The organism is Variovorax sp. GW823-FHT04F07 (assembly GCF_058795995.1).
Map to the genome: position 1 here is coordinate 36,521 of NZ_JBXAIG010000005.1, position 18,253 is coordinate 54,773.

Below are 18,253 nucleotides of genomic sequence, written 5' to 3' on the forward strand. Positions count from 1 at the left end.
GTCCGCGCGCCGCGCTCAGATGCTGTGCGGGTCCACGTCCACCAGCCAGCGGATCACGCCCTTGCCCTCGGGCGTGCGCCGCAGTTCGTGAAGCAGCGGCTGCCAGGCGGCCAGCAGGCGCTGCAGCGCGGCGCGTGAGGGGCTTTCGATGAGCATCTGCGCGCGCTCCACGTTGGCCACGCGCTGGATCGCCAGCGGCACCGCCGGATAGCGCGTGACCAGGTCGGCGCCGGGCAGCGCCTCGGCCTGGTCGGCCGCGAGGTTCAGGAAGCCCTGCGCCACCGCCTGCTCGCGCGCGTCGGCGCGCACCAGCGCCTGGAACGCGAAGGGCGGCATGGCGGCGGCCTGGCGTTCTTCGAGCTGCTGCTTGGCGAAGGCCTCGTAATCGTGCCGGCGCAGCGCCGCGAACAGCGGATGCGGCGCGTGGTGCGTCTGGATCCACATCTCGGCCTTGGCGCCTTGCGCCGCGAGGTAGGCGGCGTCGCGGCCCGCGCGGCCGGCCGACTGCATCAACAGGCTGAACAGCCGCTCGGGCGCGCGGAAGTCGCTGGAGAACAGCGCGCCATCGGGGTTCACGGCGGCCACCAGCGTGATGCGGCGGAAGTCGTGGCCCTTGGCGATCATCTGCGTGCCGACGAGCACGTCGACCTCGCCTGCGTGCACGGCCGCAAGCTGCGATTCGAGCGCGCCCTGTTTCTTGGTGCTGTCGGCGTCGATGCGCGCGATGCGCACCGCGCTGCCGTCCGCATGCTTCACGCCCGCGAACAGCTCGGCCAGGTGCTCTTCGAGCCGCTCGGTGCCGCGGCCCACGGGCGCGATGTCGGGGTTGCCGCAGGCCGGGCAGGCGCGCGGCACGCGCTCGGTGAAGCCGCAGTGGTGGCAGCGCAGCGTGCGGTCGATCTTGTGGAACACGCGGTAGGCGCTGCAGTGCGGGCATTCGCTCTTCCAGCCGCAGTCGCCGCAGGCCAGCACCGGCGCATAGCCGCGCCGGTTCAGGAAGATCATGCTCTGCTCGCCGCGCGCGATGCGCTGGCCGATGGCGTCGAGCAGCGCGCCCGAGATCACCGTCTTCGGCGGCTGCAGGTTCATGTCCACGAGCCGCACCGCCGGCAGCGCGCCCGCGCCGATGCGCGACGGCATCGCCAGCCGCACGTAGCGCCCGCCCGGGTCGTCTCCCTCGGGCGGCCGGCTCTGGTGCCAACTCTCGAGCGAAGGCGTGGCCGAGCCCAGGATCACCTTGGCCTTTTCGCGCTGGCCGCGCCACACGGCGAGGTCGCGTGCCGAATAGCGCGCGCCTTCCTGCTGCTTGTAGCTCGGGTCGTGCTCCTCGTCGACCACGATGAGCTTCAGCCCCGGGATCGACGCGAACACCGCCATGCGCGTGCCCAGCACGATGCGCGCGGCGCCGCTGTGCGCCGCCAGCCAGCTCGCCAGCCGCTGCGGGTTGGTCATGCCGCTGTGCAGCGACACCACGGCCTCGTCGCCGAAGCGCGCCTTGAAGCGGGCCTCGAGCTGCGGCGTGAGGTTGATCTCGGGCACCATCACCAGCGCCTGCGCCTCGGGGTCGCGCGCCAGCAGGTCGGCCACGCAGCGCAGGTAGACCTCGGTCTTGCCGCTGCCGGTGCTGCCCACCAGCAGGAAGGTGCCGGTGCCGGCCTCGATGCGGGCCAGCGCGGCCGACTGTTCGTCGGAGAGCGCGATCAGGTTCGCGGATTCGGCCGTCTCGGCCACCGGCCCGGCCGTGGTCTTGCGCTTGAGGCGGCGCGCCAGCTGCGTCGTGCTCAGGTCGCGCAGCTGCGGCGGCAGGGCGGCCAGCGCGATTTCGCCGATCGAGCGCTGGTAGTAGCGCCCGGCAAACGCCACCAGGTCGCGCCAGGCCTCGCCCAGCGGCGCCAGCGCGTCGAGCGCCGCGCCCACGGGTTTGAGCGCCATGTCGGGCTCGGCGCCCTCCAGCGAGGTCGGCTCGTTCCAGACCACGCCCAGCACCTCGCGCTTGCCCAGCGGCACCCGCACCAGCGTGCCCGGCACCAGCGGCTCGGCGCCGGCGTAGCTCAGCAGGTCACCCAGCGCGGCATGCGCGGGCGTCTGCACCGCGATGTCGAGTCGCCAGGGGTAGGAGACGTTTGTGGCGGATGTGACCGTCGGCGCGCCGGCTTCGGGCAGCGATTCGGCGGAGGGGCTGGGCGTCCTTTTTGGCAAGGTTTGTTAATGCGTTTTGGAGCAAGACCGCTTAAGTTGTTGATTTCACAGCGCTTTGGCGGTCATCCAGAGTTTCTGTGGATAACTTTGTTGACAAGACGGCTGGATAGTCGCCGAAGCCTTGATTTTCAAGGCTTCCGCTGGAATGCCTGTAAAAAAAGCAAAAATCAAAACCTATATAAATCAACCACTTAGCGTCGCTATTGGTTTAGGAGCAGAACCAATGCCCCCTCAGATAATCTTGCGCAGTGCAACACGCGTTTTGTGCATAAGTCGGGCGTCCGGGGCCGTTTTAGGGCTTGACAAACGCCGGGCGACTGGCTTTCAGGGGGCGCTGAGTCTGCCAACCGGGCGGTCGGCAGTTCACATTTGTTAGCTCAAGTGCGCAGCGCGCGCGACTGGTCGTGCACCGCCTGGACCAGCGCCGCGACGTGGTCGGGCGGCGTGAACTGGCTGATGCCGTGGCCCAGGTTGAAGATGTGCGTCGGGCCCGCGGTGGTGCGGTCGGTGTGGGGCTTGCCGAAGGCTTGCAGCACCTTGCCGACCTCGGCCTCGATGGCCGCGGGCGGGGCGAACAGCACGTTCGGGTCGATGTTGCCCTGGATCGCCTTGGCCTTGTCCTCGGTGCCTTCGGCCACGAGGCGGCGCGCGGCGGCCAGGTTCACGGTCCAGTCGACGCCGAGCACCTCGCAGTCGAGCGCGCGCATGGCGCCCAGCCACAGGCCGCCGCCCTTGGTGAAGACGATGCGCGGCACCGGCTGGCCGTCGGGGCCGTGGCGCTTCAGGCCGGCGAGCACGCGCGCGGTGTAGGCCAGGCTGAATTCGTGGAACGCGCCGTCGGCCAGCACGCCGCCCCAGCTGTCGAAGATCATCACGGCCTGCGCGCCGGCGTCGATCTGTGCATTGAGGTACGCGGCCACCGAATCGGCATTGACCGCGAGGATGCGGTGCATCAGGTCGGGGCGGCCGTACAGCATGCTCTTCACGAGGCGGTAGTCGCTCGAGCCCGCGCCTTCGACCATGTAGCAGGCCAGCGTCCACGGGCTGCCCGAGAAGCCGATCAGCGGCACGCGGCCGTTCAGCGCCTTGCGGATCGAGCCCACGGCGTCGAACACGTAGCGCAGCTTGTCCAGGTCGGGCACTTCGAGCGCGGCCACGGCCGCTTCGTCGCGCACCGGGCGCGCAAAGCGCGGGCCTTCGCCGGCCTCGAACGACAGGCCCAGGCCCATCGCGTCGGGCACCGTGAGGATGTCCGAAAAGAGGATGGCCGCGTCGAGCGGGTAGCGCGCCAGCGGCTGCAGCGTGACCTCGGTGGCGTAGTCTGTGTTCGTGGCCAGCCCCATGAAGCTGCCGGCCTTGGCGCGCGTGGCAACGTATTCAGGCAGGTAGCGGCCGGCCTGGCGCATGAGCCAGACGGGCGTGTGATCGGTGGCCTGGCGCCAGCAGGCCCGCAGGAAGGTGTCGTTTTGCAAAGGGGCGAAAGGCATGGCCCGATTGTCGCAGGGCCCCCGCATTGATCGTCTGTTGACCCACAGCGCACTTTGCGTTGCATCAACCCGCCCCGATGCGCCAGGGCGCGCGCCAGCCGCGAGCATCCGTTCCCGACACAACTTCAGTCTGGAACAGACATGGCGCAGCAGGTTTTCGATGTGGTGGTGGTGGGCGCCGGCTCGGCCGGCTGCGTGCTGGCGCACCGGCTGGTGCGCGCCGGGCGGCGCGTGCTGCTGCTGGAGGCGGGGCCGCCCGACGACGACCGCTTCATCCACATGCCCGCCACCTTCGTGCGCGTGATCGGCACCGAGCGCACCTGGGCCTACGAGAGCGAGCCGCAGCCCGCCGCCGCCGGCCGCAAGATGTTCGTGCCGCAGGGCCGCACGCTGGGCGGCGGCAGCTCGGTCAACGCCATGGTCTACGTGCGCGGCACGCCCGCCGACTACGACGGCTGGGAGGCGCAGGGCTGCGAGGGCTGGGGCTGGCGCGACGTGCTGCCGTGGTTCCGCAAGGCCGAGGGCAACGCGCGCTTCGCCTGCGAACTCCACGGCACGAACGGGCCGCTGAAGGTGAGCGACACGCGCTTTCGCCATCCATTGAGCCTGGCCTTCCTGCGCGCCGCGCAGCAAAGCGGCCTGGCCTACAACGACGACTTCAACGGCGCCGCCCAGGCCGGCGTGGGCTTCTACCAGACCACCACCTTCGAAGGCCGGCGCGCGAGCACCGCCGCCACCTACCTCGCGGCCGTGCGCGACGACCCGAAGCTCACCGTGGTGACCGGCGCGCACGTGCTGCGCGTGCTGATGCAGGACGGCGCGGCCACCGGCGTGGTCTACCGCACGGGCCGCAACGGCGGCGGCGAAGAGGTGATCGCCACCGCGCGCGACGAAGTGATCCTCTCGGCCGGCGCGCTCGCCTCGCCCAAGCTCCTGCTGCTCTCGGGCATCGGCCCCGGCGCGCAGCTGCAGGCGCTGGGCCTGCCGGTGGTGAAAGACCTGCCCGGCGTGGGCGAGAACTTCCAGGACCACCTGGAGGTGTCGGTCTACGGCCGCACGCGCGAGCCCGTGAGCCTGCTGGGCAACGACCGCGGCCTGGCGGCGCTGAAGCACGGCCTGCAATGGATGATGTTCGGCTCCGGCCTGCTCACCTCGAACGTGGTCGAGAGCGGGGGCTTCGTCGACACCACCGGCGAAGGCCGGCCCGACCTGCAGTTCCACGTGCTGCCCGTGCTCGTGGGCGACGTCGACCGCGAACCGCTGGCCGGCCACGGCCTGTCGATCAATCCCTGCTTCCTGCGCCCGCAGTCGCGCGGGCGCGTGGCACTGCGCAGCGCCGACCCGATGGCGCCGATCCTGTTCGACGGCGGCTACCTGCAGGCGCAGGCCGACGTCGACACGCTGGTGCGCGGCGTGAAGCTGGCGCGCCGCATCCTGCGCGCGCCGGCGCTGCGCGAGGTGGTGTCCGAAGAGCTGGCGCCGTCGGCCGCCGACGACATGTCCGACGAGGCCCTCGAGGCCTACGTGCGCGAGCGCGCCAAGACCGTCTACCACCCGAGCGGCACCTGCCGCATGGGCCGCGACGCCATGGCCGTGGTCGATGCGCGCATGCGCGTGCACGGCGTGGCCAGGCTGCGCGTGTGCGATGCCTCGGTGATGCCTTCGCTCGTCAGCGGCAACACCAACGCGCCGACCGTGATGCTGGCCGAGCGCTGCGCCGACTTCGCGCTGTCAGGCAACTGAGATTGCACGGTCGGTCAATCGCCGAAGCGCACTGAAACCTAGAGTCCTTCCCAACCAGGAGACACAGCGAATGAGTTCCCCGAATTCCATGGCCGGCAAGGTCGCCTTCATCACCGGCGGCGGCACCGGCATCGGTGCGGCGGTGGCCGCGCAGTTCGTCGCGGCGGGCGGCCGCGTGGTGCTGATGGGGCGCCGCCTCGCGCAGCTCGAAGCGGTGGCGTCGAAGCTCGGCGGGCTCGCGGTGGCGGGCGACGCAGCGAACACTGCCGATGTGCAGCGCGCCCTGACCGCCGCACGCGAACGCTTCGGCGGCGTCGACGTGCTGGTCGCCAACGCGGGCGGCCACGGCGTGGGCGATGCGCTTTCGACCGACGACGCCTCGTGGGCGCTGTCCACGCGCCTGAACCTCGACACCGCCTTCGTCTGCGCACGCGAGCTGCTGCCCGAGCTCATCGCGCGGCGCGGCAACATCGTCGTGCTCTCGTCGCTCGCGGGCCACTTCGCGGGGCCGGGCGTGGTCGGCTACGTGACCATGAAGCACGCGCTCATCGGCCTCGTGCGTTCGCTGGCGCGTGACTACGGCCAGCAGGGCGTGCGCGTGAACGCCGTGTGCCCCGGCTGGGTGCGCACCGAGATGGCCGACGAGCAGATGCAGGTGCTCGTCGACAAGCACCACCTGCCGAACACCGATGCGGCCTACGACCTCGTCACGCGCGACGTGCCCATGGGCCGCGCCGCCAGCCCCGACGACGTGGCGAACGCCGTGCTGTTCCTCGCCTCGCCGCTGGCCGCGATGGTCAGCGGCAGCTCGCTGATGGTCGATGGCGGCGCGTCCGCGGTCGACCTGCCCACCATCGCTTTCGCGCACGACGCCTGAAGAAGGAAAGACGCCATGAGCACCGACACCACCAAGCCCGCCGACTGGAAGACCTACGACCAGTTCGCCCTCGGCATCGCAACCAACCGCCTGCCCGCCACCGACGCACTCGCCGGCCAGACGCTGCGGCTCGCGCTGCCCGGCTTCCAGCTCACGCTGCAGCCGCGCGCGCAGCACACGCTCGACTGGCATGAAGACGGCGCACGCGGGGGCGAAGGCCAGGGCGACTGGTACGAGGCCATCGAGGTCGCGCCCGACACCTTCTTCCTCGACATCACGCAGGCCAGCCGCCCGAGCGAGGCGCTGACCGTGGTCCTCAACACGCGCACGCGCCGCGTGCTCGCCATCCGCTGCCGCATCGTCGGCGCCGACGAGGCCGCGGGCCAGCCGCGCGTGCCGCAGGACTTCTGGCCCGGCACGCTCGAAGGCGGCACTGCCACTGGCAGCGCACCGCACGCCACGCGCGACCTCATCGGCCTGCGCACCTGGCAGACCTACAGCCCCAACCACACCTACGAGCACACCTACCTGAGCGCCGAGCGCTACGCCTGGCAGTGCCTCGTGGGCGTGCAGCGCGGCCACGGCGACGTCGACCTCGCGAGCTACTGGAAGTTCGACGACGACCAGTACGTCTTCACCTTCCGCGAGTTCCTGATCCCGGTCGCGTCGGTGTTCTTCTTCGACTTCGCGAACGGCCGCTCGACCGGCAAGTTCCTCGGGCTCACCGGCACCGGCGCGATCGCCAACAACCCCGCGGGCGCCTTCATGCGCAAGGCCTCGCAGACCTTCTACCCGTCCGAGTTCGGGCCCGTCTGACTTCACCGTTGTCCAGGAGCTTTTTCATGCGCACCCCTTACCAGATCGTGGCCGACCACTACGCGGCCTCCGACCGCCACGACCTCGCCGCGATGTTCGCCGACGTGGCCAACGACGTGCAGTGGACCGAGATGGCCGGCTTTCCCTGCGCCGGCACGCACGTCGGCCCCGCGCAGGTGGTCGAGAAGGTCTTCCAGGTGCTTGGCGCCGAGTGGGAGGGCTACCGCTTCGTGCTCGAGCGGCTGGTCGATGGCGGCGACACCGTGGTCGGCATCGGCGACTACCACGCGCGCCACCGCACCACGGGCAAGCCGATGCAGGCCCGCGTCACGCATGTGTGGCAGGTGCAGGGCGGAAAGGTGCGGCGCTTCGAGCAGTTCACCGACACGCTGCTCGTCGCGCGCGCCATGCAGCCGTGACGCCGCTTTCATTCGCATCCCTCGCATCCCTTCCCGGAGCCCGCCCATGAATCTGCGCGACCTGTCGATCGAACACCTCGGCCAGGTGGGCCTGCTGGCGCAGCGCCGCCGCGGCAACCACATCGACGGCCACGAGGTCGTGCCCCGCAACGGGCAGTACCTGCCGGTGGTCGACCCGGCCACCGAGATGACCGTGGCCGAGGCGCCCGACAGCGACGCGGACGACGTGCACGCCGCCGTCGCCAGCGCGCGCCGCACCTTCGAGAGCGCCGCCTGGAAGTCGCTGCGCCCGGCCGACCGCGAGCGCCTGCTGTACACGCTCTCGATGCTCATCGAGTCGCACGCCGACGAACTCAGCGCGCTCGAAACCTTGCAAAGCGGCAAGCTGCGCGGCATCGCGCGCATGGTCGACGTGGGTGCGGGCGCGGAGTTCGTGCGCTACATGGCGGGCTGGGCCACCAAGCTCGAAGGCCAGACGCTCGACAACTCCATCGGCATCCCCGGCGCGCAGTGGGTCACGTACACGCGGCGCGAACCGGTGGGCGTGGTCGCGGCCATCGTGCCGTGGAACTTTCCGCTCGCCATCGCGCTGTGGAAGGTGGCGCCCGCGCTCGCGGCCGGCTGCACCGTGGTGCTCAAGCCCTCGGAAGAAACGCCGCTCACCGCGCTGCGGCTGGCCGAGCTGGCGCTGGAGGCGGGCTTTCCGCCGGGCGCGCTCAACGTGGTGTGCGGGCGCGGCGCCACGGCCGGTGCGGCGCTGGCGGCGCACCCGGACGTCCGCAAGATCAGCTTCACCGGCTCGACGGCCGTGGGCCGGCACATCGGCCACGCGGCCGTGGACAGCATGGCGCGCTTCACGCTGGAGCTGGGCGGCAAGTCGCCGCTCATCGTGCTGGGCGACGCCGACCCGGTGGCGGCGGCGCAGGGCGCGGCCAACGGCATCTTCTTTCACCAGGGCCAGGTGTGCACCGCGGGTTCGCGCGTGTACGTGCAGCGCAGCCTGTTCGACGAGGTGGTGCGCCGGCTCGCGCAGGCGGCCGAGGGCCTGCACATCGGCTCGGGCTTCGACCCGAAGGCGCAGTTCGGGCCGCTGGTGTCCAAGCGCCATCTGGCGCGCGTGATGGCGCACATCGACGGCGCCGTGGCCGAAGGCGCGACGCTGGTCACCGGCGGGCGCCAGGCCTTCGACGGCGGCTGCTTCGTGCAGCCCACCGTGTTCGTCGACGCGCAGCCGTCGATGCGCATCGCGCGCGAGGAAGTGTTCGGCCCGGTCGCGACGGTCGTGCCCTTCGACGACGTGGACGACGCAGTGCGCCTGGCCAACGACAGCGCTTACGGCCTGGCGGCCAGCGTCTGGTCGAACGATCTCTCGGCCGTACACCGCATCGTGCCGCGCCTGCAGGCGGGCGTGGTCTGGGTCAACGCGCACAACGTGCTCGACAACGCGCTGCCGCTGGGCGGCGTGAAGCAGTCGGGCAGCGGGCGCGACCTGGGGCGCGCGGCGGTGGAGAGCTTCACCGAACTCAAGAGCGTGTGCATGGCGGTGTAGCCCCGCCCCGGTTTCGATCACCCAGAAAGAAGGAGACACCTCATGCAAAGCAAAAGACGAATCGCGCTGTCGGCCGTTGCGGGCGCGCTGGGCCTGGCCGGTTTCAGCGGCGCCTGGGCGCAGGCGGGCCCCGACTGCGGCCTCAACACCGGCAAGCCCGCCACGGGCGAGCCCATTCCCATCGGCGCCGTGGTCGGCAAGACCGGCCCCGACGACTTCAGCGCCTCGGGCCAGGCGGCGGCTGCGTACTTCAAGTGCGTCAACGCCAACGGCGGCATTCATGGCCGGCCGGTCGACTACCTCGTGCTCGACGACCAGTGGAACCCAGAGACCGCGGCACAGGTCGCCTCCAAGCTCGTGAAGGACCGCAAGGTGGTCGCGCTCGTGGGCAGCACCAGCTTCGTGGAGTGCGGCGCCAACGCCAAGATGTACGCCGACGAGGGCGTGATGGTCATCGCCGGCACCGGCGTGCCGCGCGAGTGCTTCAACGCGCGCAACTACGTGCCGGTGAACGCGGGGCCGCGCGTGTCGGCCACCATCGCCGCGATGTACGCCGCGCAGAAGTACAAGGCGAAGAAGATGGTCTGCATCATTCCGAACATCCCGAGCCTGGGCAACTGGGCCTGCGAGGGGCCCAAGGAATGGGGAAAGAAGAACGGCGTGACGGTCGAGACCCTCACCATCGACCCCGGCTCGGCCGACGCCACCTCGACCATGCTGCAGGCCGCCGCGAAGAAGCCCGACACCATCATCATGAACGTGCCCAAGGGCATCCTCGTGCCGATGCTGGCCGCGGCCGAGCAGCAGAACCTGGGCAAGAAGATCCACTTCGTGTCGGCCGCGCCGGCCTACAACGTCGACGTGCCCAAGGCCATCGGGCCGTACTGGAAGGGCAACTTCGACGTCAACCTCGAATTCAACCCGCTCGAATCGGCCGGGCCCGACAACAAGAACTGGCTGGCGGTGATGGACAAGCATGGTGCGAAGAGCGACCCGCGCGACACCTTCTCGCAGGCCGGCTACCTGGCCGCGCGCCTGGCCACGCAGGCGATGCTGAAGATGGACCCGAAGAAGATCGACCGCGCCGGCGTGACCGACGCGCTGCGCAAGGTGAGCGACTTCCGCAGCGACATCCTGTGCAAGCCCTTCTACGTGGGCAGCGGCAACCGCCACAACGCGAACAACAGCGGCCCCATGGCCAGCCCCGACGGCAACGGCTGGCGCTTTGCGCCCGGCGGCTGCCTCACGGCGGACGACCCGGAGCTGGTCGACATCCGTGCCGACGAGCAGAAGATGGGCCTGAAGTAAGCGCGCCGGGCCATGGAGGACTACCTGCCTTTCGTCATCTCGGGCCTGGGCCTGGGCGCGGTCTACGCGCTCTCGGGCGTGGGGCTGGTGGTGCTCTATCGCTCGTCGGGCGTGCTGAACTTCGCCTTCGGGGCCATCGGCGCGCTCGGCGCGTATGTGGCCTGGACGCTGCTCGAAGCCGACTGGCCGCAGGGCCTGGCGTGGTGCGCGGCGGTGCTCGCGGCCATGGCGCTGTCGCTGGCCTACGGGCGCCTGCTGGCGCCGCGCCTGTCGCACCGCGACCCGACCATCCGCAGCATCGCCACGCTGGGCTTCGCGCTCGTGGTGGTGGGCTTCACCGAGTGGACCTGGGGCGAGCAGCCGCGCCGCCTCGTGCTGCCGACCGACGGCGGTGCGCTCGAGTTCGTGTTGGGCGAGGTCGAGGTGCGGCTCACGCACACGCGCGCACTGGGCCTGGCGTTGGCGGTGCTGATGATGGGCGGCGTCGGCCTGCTGCTGTCGAAGACGCGCGTGGGCCTGAAGATGCGCGCGCTGGCCAACGACCGCGACCTGAGCGCGCTGCTCGGCATCCGCGTGCTCGGCGTCGACACGGTGGCGTGGATATTGAGCGGCGCCTTCGCGGGCGTGTGCGGTCTGCTGCTGGCGAACATCGTGCGGCTGCAGGCCACGCTGCTGACCTTTCTCGTGATTCCGGCGTTCGCCGCCGCGATCATCGGCCGGCTGCATTCGCTGCCGGCGACCGTGGCGGGCGGCATCGCCATCGGCGTGCTGGAGGCGCTGGCGATCACGGTGCCGGGCTTCGCGGCCTTTCGCACGGCCACGCCGTTCCTCATCGCGCTGGCGATGATCGTGTTCTACCGCGCGGGGACGCGGTCGGCATGAACGCGTCGGTCCTCGAAGGCGCCATGCCCGCGTCCGACGCCGCACCTGCCGCGCTGGCACAGGCCACGCGCCGCGCCCGCCGTTCGCTCGTGCTCATGGTGGCCTGCGTGCTGCTGATCGGCTGGGCCGTGCCGTGGTTCGCGAACGCGTACTGGATCAAGACGCTCACGTCGTCGCTCGCGCTGTCGGTCGCGGCGGCCGGCGTGGCGCTGCTCTACGGCCAGCTCGGGCTGGTGTCGCTGTGCCAGTACGCGCTGCTCGGCGCGGGCGGCTGGGTCGCGCTGCGCGCGGGGCACGGGCTGGGCTGGCCCTTCGAGCTGTCGGTGCTCGCGGGCGGGCTGCTGTCGTGCGTCGTGGGCATGCTCGCGGGGCTGCCGGCGCTGCGGCTCAAGGGGCTGTACCTGGCGCTCGTCACGATGATGATGGCGGGCGGCTTCCAGGTGGTCGTCAACGTGACGGGCTTTCCTGACGGCGGCGCGGGCTGGCTGGGCCGCGTGTTCGGTAGCGAGCGGCTGATGATGCCGCGCCCCGCGCTGGCGCTGTCCGACACCGCGTACTTCCGCTACGTCGCCGTGTGGCTGGCGGCGGTGCTGGCGCTGATCGAGCTGCACCGGCGCACGCGCGCGGGCCGCTCGTGGGCGCTGATTCGGCGCGGCGAGGCGGCGGCCGTGGCGGCCGGCGTGAACATCCTGCGCTACCAGACCTGGGCCTTCGGGCTCGCGGGCTTCTGCGCCGGCGTGGCCGGTGCGCTGCTCGCGGGCGGCGTGGGGCAGCTCGACGGACGCGCCTTCACGGCCGGCGAATCGGTGATGCTGTTCGCGCTCACGGTGGTGGGCGGCGTGTACCACTGGGCCGGCGCGCTCATCGCAGGCTTGCTGCTGCGCGCGGTGCCGGCGCTGCTGACCGACTTCGGCGTCAACGGCTACCTCGCGATGATCTTCTTCGGCGTGGCGCTGCTGCATGCGCTCATCACCGCGCCGAGCGGCATCGCGGGGCAGCTGGCGGGCGTGTTCGATGTGGTGCGGCAACGCTTCGCTGCATCGAAGGACAAGGACGCCGCGCCATGATCCGCATCGACGATCTCACCGTCGCCTTCGGCGGCGTCAAGGCCATCGACGCGCTCACGGCGCAGCTCGATGCGCCCGTGTGCGGCCTCATCGGGCCGAACGGCGCGGGCAAGACCACGCTGGTCAACGTGCTCAGCGGCCTCGTGTCGCCGAGTGCGGGTCGCGTGGCGGTGGACGGCGCCGACCTGCTGGGCCTGAAGCCCATCGCGCGCGTGCGCTTCGGCCTGCGCCGCTCGTTCCAGACCGAGCAGGTGGTGGAAGACCTCAGCGTGTGGGACAACGTGCGCGCGCTGCTCGACCATGTGCCGCATGCGCGCGGCGAAGCAACATCGCAGGTGGCGCGCGCGCTGTCGCACACGGGCCTGCTCGACGTGGCGACCGTCATGGGCCACCGCCTCAACCTGTTCCAGCGCCGCATGCTGGAGCTTGCGAAATCGCTGGTCGGTGCGCCCAAGCTGCTGCTGCTCGACGAGCCTGGCGCCGGCCTCACCGAGCAGGAGGCCGGCGTGCTGCGCCGCACGATCGGCGCGGTGCATGCGTTCTGCGGCGCGCAGGTGCTGCTCATCGACCACGACGTCGACCTGATCGCCGCGACCTGCACGCAAACCCTGGTGCTCGACTTCGGCCGCCGCCTCGCGCTCGGCCCCACGCGCGAAGTGCTCGACGATCCGGCCGTGCGCAAGGCCTACCTGGGAACGGAGTGACCACCCCATGCTGAACGTGACGGATCTGCGCCTGCAGCGCGGCGGCAAGGCCGTGCTGCACGGCATCGACCTGCAGGTGCCGCCGGGTGAGGTGACGGCGCTGCTGGGCGCCAACGGCGCGGGCAAGTCGAGCACCGTGATGGCCATCGGCGGCGTGCTGCCGCTCACGGGCGGGCGCATCGAGGTCGAAGGCCACGCGCTGCATGGCCAGCGGCCCGAGCGCGTGCGCGCGCTGGGCGTGGCGGTGGTGCCCGAGGGGCATCGCGTGCTCGGCGAGCTGTCGGTGCTCGACAACCTGCGCGCCGCCGCCACCGCACTGCCTGCGGCCGGCGTGGCCGATGCGGTCGAGCGTGTGCTCGGCGTGTTCCCCGAGCTGCGCGTGAAGCTCGCGCTGCCCGCGCGCTCGCTGTCGGGCGGACAGAAGCAGATGGTCTGCATCGCACAGGCGCTCATCGGCAAGCCGCGCTACCTGGCCATCGACGAACTCTCGCTGGGGCTCGCACCCGCGGTGGTCAAGCGGCTGGTCGAGGTGGTGCAGCAGGTCGCGCGCGAGGGCGTGGGCGTGCTGCTGATCGAGCAGTTCACGACGGTGGCGCTGGCCGTGTCGAGCCGCGCCTACGTGCTGGAGCGCGGGCGCATGGCCTTTGCGGGTTCGTCGGAAGAACTGCGCAGCCGGCCGGAGATCCTGCACAGCAGCTACCTCGCGGCGGCCTAGGCGCGCTCCTTCTGCGCCCTCCGTGCGGTGGGCATCACGAAGGACTGGAAGTGGTCGCGCAGCCGCGCGGTGAACTCCTCGGCGATGGCCGAAGGCGCCGACTGCGGCGAGAACGCCATCGACACCTCCACCGGGCAGCGCGGCGACAGCGGCAGGATCTTCAGGTCGCGCGCGAACACGGAGGCCACGTAGGGGTTGACGATGCCGACGCCGGTGCCCTGCGCCGCCATCATGCAGATGGTGACCGAGTAGGTCGTCTCGACCGTGGCGGCGCATTCGATGCGGTGCTGCTGCAGCGTGCGCTGGAACTGCTGGTGGATCTCGTCGTCGGCATTGAGTGTGAGCAGCACCTGCTGCTTCAGGTCGCGCACATGGACGGCGTCGCGGTGCGCCAGCGCATGCCCGGGATGCACGACGCACACCGCGCTGGCCTTGTGCAGGCTGACCGCGTCGAGCTGCGGGTCGTGGAAGGCTGCGGTGCTGAGCGCGACGTCGTACAGGCCGTAGAGCAGGCCTTCGCGCAAGGCGTGCGTGCCGACGGTCTGCAGGTTGACGTGCACCTCGGGATGCAGCCGCGAGAAGGCATGGATCACCTGCGGCATGACGCCGAGCCCGAGCGCTGGCGTGCAGCCCACGCGCAGCGAGCCCGCGCCCGACTTGCGCAGCACCGCCACGCTCTGCTCGATGCGGTCCAGGCCCAGGAAGTGGCGCTGCACCGTGTCGAACAGCTGGCGCGCCTCGTGCGTGGGGCGAAGCCGCCCCTTGTGGATGTCGAACAGCTTGAGCCCGGTGGCATGCTGGATCTGCGAGAGCAGGCGGCTCACGGAGGGCTGCGTGGTGTGCAGCAGGGCCGCCGCGGCGGTGGTGGTGCCGGTCTGCATCACGGCGCGGAAGGCCTCGATCTGGCGGAAGTTCAATGGGCGCGACATGCGGGGGCTCCTGGGGCTGCACGGTGCAAGGCGGAAAGCATGGCATATCTTTTCTGCATAGCCTGTGAATGAAAATGAATTTTTCAGAATGATGCTGCGTTCCTAGACTGCGCCCTATCCACCCCCTCCATCGCGCCGTCGCGGCGCACAGCAAGGAAGACGCATGACACAGCACTGGCCCCGCAGGGCCGCCGGCCTCGGCCTTCTCGCACTGGCCCTGGGCGTCGCTTCGACGTCGCAGGCATCGCCGCCGCAGGCCTACCCCGACCGGATGATCCGGCTCGTGGTGCCCTTCACCGCCGGCGGCAGCTCCGACGTGCAGGCCCGCATGCTGGCCGACCGCCTGGGCAAGCTGTACAAGCAGTCGGTGGTGGTCGACAACAAGCCCGGCGCCGGCGGGCACATCGGCGGCAAGTTCGTGGCCGATGCACCGGCCGACGGCTACACGCTGCTGCTCGGCTCGATCGGGCTGCACGCGACCTACGGCGTGTTCAAGAAGCTGAGCTACGACCCCGCGACCGACCTGAAGGTGGTCACGGTGCTGGCCGAGATGCCGCACGTCGTGGTCGCCAACCCTGCCTTGCCGGCCAACGACCTGAAGCAGCTGGTGGCGCTGGCGCGCAAGCAGCCGGACACGATCAACTTCGGCTCGGCCGGCGTGGGCTCGTCGGTGCACATGATCGGCGAGCTGTTCAAGCTCACGGCCAGCGCACCGATCGTGCACGTGCCCTACAAGGGCAGCACGGCCGCACTGAACGACCTGCTGGCCGGGCAGATCCAGCTGATGTTCGAGAACCCGCCGACCACGCTGGCCCACATCCGCGGCGGCAAGCTCAAGGCGCTGGCCGTGACCGGCAAGACTCGCCTGCCGGCGCTGCCCGAGGTGCCGACCGCGATCGAGTCGGGCTTCCCGGCCTTCGAGGCCACCTCGTGGACCACGGTGGCGGTGAGTGCCAAGGTGCCCGATGCCATCGCCGACAAGCTCAATGCCGACATCCGCAGGATCGTTGCCGCGCCGGAGTTTCGCCAGGGCCTGTCGGAGCAGGGCATGACGCCGGTGGCCAACACGCGCGACGCCGCGACGCGCTTCATCGCCGCCGAGAAGCTGCGCTGGGACAAGGTGATCCAGCAAGGCCGCATTGCCGCGGAGTGAGCCCATGTCGTCGAACCCACTTCTTGAACAACCTCGCCTGGCGCCGGCACCCTGCCGCCGCGTGGGCGATGGCGCGCAGCACCATTTCTTCGGCTACTACAACAAGAGCGCCTGGGACCGCAGCGGGCGCTACCTGCTGGCGCAGCAGGTGCCCTGGATGGACGCCGAACTCACGCCGACGGCCACCGCCCGCATCGGCTACTTCGACCTGCAGGACAACGACCGCTTCCACGCGGTCGGCGACACCACCGCGTGGAACTGGCAGATGGGCAGCCAGCTGCAGTGGCTCGACGGCGCGCCGGGCCGCCAGCTGATCTACAACAGCCGCACCGGCGATGCCGATGCGTTCTACCCCGGCTTCGGCGCCACGGTGCTCGACGTCGACACCGGCGCGAAACGCCTGCTGCCGTTGCCGATCTACGTGGTGGCGCCCGACAGCCGCTGGGCCTTGAGCGTGGACTACCGGCGCCTGTACATCACGCACCGGACCATCGGCTACAGCGAGGCCGGCGGGCCGTTCGAGCTGCCGCTCGCACCGGCCGACGACGGCATCCACGCGACCGACCTGGCCACCGGCACGGCGCGCCTGCTGTTGAGCTACCAGGACCTGCGCCGGTTTCATCCGCGCGCGTCGATGGACAAGGCGATCCACTGGGTGAGCCACATCGAGGTCAACCCGTCGTCGTCGCGCGTGCTGTTCCTGCACCGCTGGACCGAGCGCGTCGAGGACGAGACCTGCTTCCTGCACCGGCTTCTCACGATGAACCCCGACGGCTCCGACCTGCGCCTGCTGGAGTGCTCCGACCACCCGCTGCCGCAGCTGGCGGACGACTTCGACCCGACGGCCGTGGGCACCTTCGACTACGAGAAGTCCGAGTACCAGATCTCGCACCCGCTGTGGCAGGACGACGAACACATCATCGTGTGGGGCCCGCACGCCGGGAAGATCCACTACCACCTGTACCACGACCGCGCGGGCGGGGAGGTCCGCGTGATCGGCGACGGCGTGCTGGTGGAGAACGGCCACATGACCTTCTCGCCGGTCAATACGCGCTGGCTGCTGAGCGACACCTACCCCGACGCCCGCACGCACGAGCGCGTGCTGTTCCTGTTTGACATGGCCACCGGCCGTCGCCACGACCTGGGCAGCTTCTACGCCACGCCGGAGCTGAGCAAGGAGAACCGGTGCGACCTGCACCCGCGCTGGCGCCGCGACGGCCAGCAGGTGTGCATCGACTCCGTGCACGAATCGCAGCGGCAGATGTACATCGTCGACGTGTCGGGGATCGTGGGCAGCCCCTGAAAGGCGTTGCCTAGTGCGTGAGCGCCGGCGACATCGCCCGTTGCGCCTCGCGCCGCTGGAACTCGCGCGGCGACACGCCGTACTGCGCCTTGAACACGCGGCAGAAATGCGCGCTGCTGTTGAAGCCCCAGGCGAAGGCGATCTCCGACACCGAGGCGCGGCCGCCCGCGGCCTGGCGCAGCGCCTCGCTGCAGCGCTCCAGGCGCATCTGCCAGATGAAGCGGTCGAGCGTCTGGTCTTCGTCCTCGAACACGCGGTGCAGGTAGCGCTTGGAGCAGCGCAGCTGCTGTGCGATAAGGTCGAGCGACAAGGCAGGGTCGGCCAGGTGCGCGTGCACGAACTGCTTCACGCGCGTCTTCAGTACGCCGGGCAGCGGCTGCGCGCCGAACTGTTCGTCGGCGTGCGTGGCGAGCGTGGAGGCCAGCAGGCCCAGCACGGTGTCGCTGACCGAGCGGCCAACGGCGTTGGGCAGCGACGGCAGCTGGTCGGCCAGCGAGGTGAGGAACGACCCGAGCACCGCGTACAGCCCTTGCATGGCGGGCGTGTGGGCCTCGCAGGTGTGCAGGTCGGGCATCTTCATGCCCTTGAACTGCTGGCGCGGGATCGTGATGGCCAGCAGGCGCGAGCGCTCGGGGTTGGTGATGGCGTAGGGCACGCGCGGGTCGTACAGGCTCCAGTCGCCCGGGTGCAGGTGGAACTCGCGGTCACGCTGCGAGATGTGGCCGTGGCCTTCCAGCTGCAGCACCAGCTTGTAGTGCTCGTCGAGCGCGATCTCGCGGTGCGTGTCGGGCCGCGCGACGCGGTGCGAAGGCGCCTCGATCATGAACATGCCCAGCGGCCCGAGCTCGTAGGCGTCCATGCGCGCGTCGAACGGGCCGGGGTCGAGGCACTGCACGCGCAGCGCGCCGAAGTACGACTCGTTGATGCGGCCCCAGCAGGCCTGCCGGTCGGCCGGGTGTTCGAGCCGGGTGCTGAAGTGGTGTGCGTTCATGCCGTGGTTCCCAGGGGGCGCCGGAAGCGCTGGTGCAGGATAGGCAGGTCGGCGCGCGCCATCATCGGTACTTCCACCCGGGGCGGCAGGGGCGGTGCGCTCCCGGTCAAT

At 70.5% G+C, this 18,253-nt stretch carries 15 protein-coding genes and 1 pseudogene; 12 read left to right on the top strand and 4 right to left on the bottom strand.

Annotated elements, in window-relative coordinates:
• Window positions 1-15 precede the first annotated feature (15 nt).
• Together priA and hemE are read right to left on the bottom strand one after the other, a co-directional pair.
• Window positions 16-2,163, bottom strand: a complete 2,148-nt coding sequence (priA, locus tag AC1RAA_RS22005; protein ID WP_492732737.1) for a replication restart helicase PriA — start codon at window positions 2,161-2,163, stop codon at window positions 16-18.
• A gap of 413 nt (window positions 2,164-2,576) precedes the next feature.
• On the bottom strand, window positions 2,577-3,686 hold the full coding sequence (gene hemE / locus AC1RAA_RS22010; protein WP_369631113.1) for a uroporphyrinogen decarboxylase: 1,110 nt from the start codon (window positions 3,684-3,686) through the stop codon (window positions 2,577-2,579).
• 141 nt (window positions 3,687-3,827) lie between these two features.
• Between hemE and AC1RAA_RS22015 the strand changes: the two are divergent.
• The 10 genes and pseudogenes from AC1RAA_RS22015 to AC1RAA_RS22060 all read left to right on the top strand — a co-directional run.
• A pseudogene (locus AC1RAA_RS22015) lies at window positions 3,828-5,420 on the top strand (GMC family oxidoreductase); the annotation flags it as partial.
• Between the two features lie 79 nt (window positions 5,421-5,499).
• A complete protein-coding gene (locus AC1RAA_RS22020; protein ID WP_492732716.1) occupies window positions 5,500-6,306 on the top strand; it encodes an SDR family NAD(P)-dependent oxidoreductase in 807 nt (268 codons plus the stop codon).
• Between the two features lie 15 nt (window positions 6,307-6,321).
• Window positions 6,322-7,122, top strand: a complete 801-nt coding sequence (locus AC1RAA_RS22025) for a MoaF C-terminal domain-containing protein (RefSeq protein ID WP_492732714.1) — start codon at window positions 6,322-6,324, stop codon at window positions 7,120-7,122.
• Between the two features lie 26 nt (window positions 7,123-7,148).
• The gene (locus AC1RAA_RS22030) at window positions 7,149-7,541 is read left to right on the top strand and encodes a nuclear transport factor 2 family protein (protein WP_095949463.1); all 393 of its coding nucleotides are present in this window, start codon (window positions 7,149-7,151) and stop codon (window positions 7,539-7,541) included.
• A 46-nt stretch (window positions 7,542-7,587) separates the two neighbouring features.
• Window positions 7,588-9,090, top strand: a complete 1,503-nt coding sequence (locus AC1RAA_RS22035) for an aldehyde dehydrogenase family protein (RefSeq protein ID WP_492732712.1) — start codon at window positions 7,588-7,590, stop codon at window positions 9,088-9,090.
• 42 nt (window positions 9,091-9,132) lie between these two features.
• Entirely contained in the window at window positions 9,133-10,398 is a 1,266-nt protein-coding gene (locus AC1RAA_RS22040) for an ABC transporter substrate-binding protein (RefSeq protein WP_492732710.1), read from the top strand.
• A 12-nt stretch (window positions 10,399-10,410) separates the two neighbouring features.
• Window positions 10,411-11,280 carry a branched-chain amino acid ABC transporter permease gene (locus AC1RAA_RS22045; RefSeq protein ID WP_062476232.1) on the top strand — a complete coding sequence of 290 codons (870 nt, stop codon included), beginning with the start codon at window positions 10,411-10,413 and terminating at the stop codon, window positions 11,278-11,280.
• On the top strand, window positions 11,277-12,347 hold the full coding sequence (locus tag AC1RAA_RS22050; protein WP_492732708.1) for a branched-chain amino acid ABC transporter permease: 1,071 nt from the start codon (window positions 11,277-11,279) through the stop codon (window positions 12,345-12,347). Before AC1RAA_RS22045 ends, AC1RAA_RS22050 begins: the two co-directional genes overlap by 4 nt.
• Window positions 12,344-13,051: an ABC transporter ATP-binding protein gene (locus tag AC1RAA_RS22055; protein WP_489060911.1), complete on the top strand. Its 708-nt coding sequence runs from the start codon at window positions 12,344-12,346 to the stop codon at window positions 13,049-13,051. The genes AC1RAA_RS22050 and AC1RAA_RS22055 overlap by 4 nt, the downstream gene beginning before the upstream one ends.
• Before the next feature lie 7 nt (window positions 13,052-13,058).
• Window positions 13,059-13,766 (top strand): ABC transporter ATP-binding protein, encoded by a 708-nt coding sequence (locus AC1RAA_RS22060; RefSeq protein ID WP_354346711.1) that lies wholly within the window; start codon window positions 13,059-13,061, stop codon window positions 13,764-13,766.
• On the opposite strand, the gene AC1RAA_RS22065 is transcribed toward AC1RAA_RS22060, so the two are convergent.
• Window positions 13,763-14,695 (bottom strand): LysR substrate-binding domain-containing protein, encoded by a 933-nt coding sequence (locus AC1RAA_RS22065; RefSeq protein ID WP_492732707.1) that lies wholly within the window; start codon window positions 14,693-14,695, stop codon window positions 13,763-13,765. The two genes, AC1RAA_RS22060 and AC1RAA_RS22065, sit on opposite strands and share 4 nt — an antisense overlap.
• Before the next feature lie 163 nt (window positions 14,696-14,858).
• Between AC1RAA_RS22065 and AC1RAA_RS22070 the strand changes: the two genes are divergently transcribed.
• Together AC1RAA_RS22070 and AC1RAA_RS22075 are read left to right on the top strand one after the other, a co-directional pair.
• A complete protein-coding gene (locus AC1RAA_RS22070) occupies window positions 14,859-15,848 on the top strand; it encodes a tripartite tricarboxylate transporter substrate binding protein (protein WP_492732705.1) in 990 nt (329 codons plus the stop codon).
• A 4-nt stretch (window positions 15,849-15,852) separates the two neighbouring features.
• Window positions 15,853-17,151: a hypothetical protein gene (locus tag AC1RAA_RS22075; protein WP_492732703.1), complete on the top strand. Its 1,299-nt coding sequence runs from the start codon at window positions 15,853-15,855 to the stop codon at window positions 17,149-17,151.
• 10 nt (window positions 17,152-17,161) lie between these two features.
• Here the strand turns inward: AC1RAA_RS22075 and AC1RAA_RS22080 are convergent, their stop codons facing one another.
• Window positions 17,162-18,142: an AraC-like ligand-binding domain-containing protein gene (locus AC1RAA_RS22080; RefSeq protein WP_492732701.1), complete on the bottom strand. Its 981-nt coding sequence runs from the start codon at window positions 18,140-18,142 to the stop codon at window positions 17,162-17,164.
• Between the last annotated feature and the right edge of the window lie 111 nt (window positions 18,143-18,253).